This is a genomic window from Adlercreutzia sp. DFI.6.23 (genome assembly GCF_024462535.1).
Lineage (GTDB): Bacteria > Actinomycetota > Coriobacteriia > Coriobacteriales > Eggerthellaceae > Adlercreutzia > Adlercreutzia rubneri.
This window is the reverse complement of sequence record NZ_JANGBP010000246.1, coordinates 1-380: the sequence shown is the minus strand read 5'-3', so window position 1 is coordinate 380 and position 380 is coordinate 1. Positions and strand designations below refer to the sequence as shown.

Sequence of the window (380 nt, the reverse complement as noted above, 5' to 3'; positions counted from 1 at the left end):
CTCCGGCGAGCGATGGGCGATAAACTCCGACTCCTCTTCCGTCCACCTCGTCGGCGCCGGCCGGGGCGCTCCCTGCGGTCGCCACCTCCCCGAGCGGAAACACCATGCGCGCACTGCCGCCGTTGTTGGCCTCCTGACGGGCGGCCAGCTCGGCCGACACGAGCTTCATGCGCTGAGCTTCGGCAATGAGGTACTTCTGGGAATTGAACAGCTCTACCTCCCCGTTCTCGTCGCGCTCAGCGAAGGCGCCGAGCGCCGTGTAGGAGCCGTCGGGCAGAAGCTCGCGCAGCTTGGCGGTGTCGGAGTAGCAGATGCCCAAATACCCCCAGCACCTGGTTGCGCAGCGTGTCGTTCAGAATGGGCCAGGCGATCTCGATGCG

1 protein-coding gene is annotated in these 380 nt (G+C 66.6%); it reads right to left on the bottom strand.

Annotated elements, in window-relative coordinates; all coding sequences use genetic code 11:
• Positions 1-319: hypothetical protein (locus tag NE591_RS13215; RefSeq protein ID WP_256156860.1), on the bottom strand; the 319-nt coding region annotated here is incomplete at its 3' end.
• Positions 320-380 lie beyond the last annotated feature (61 nt).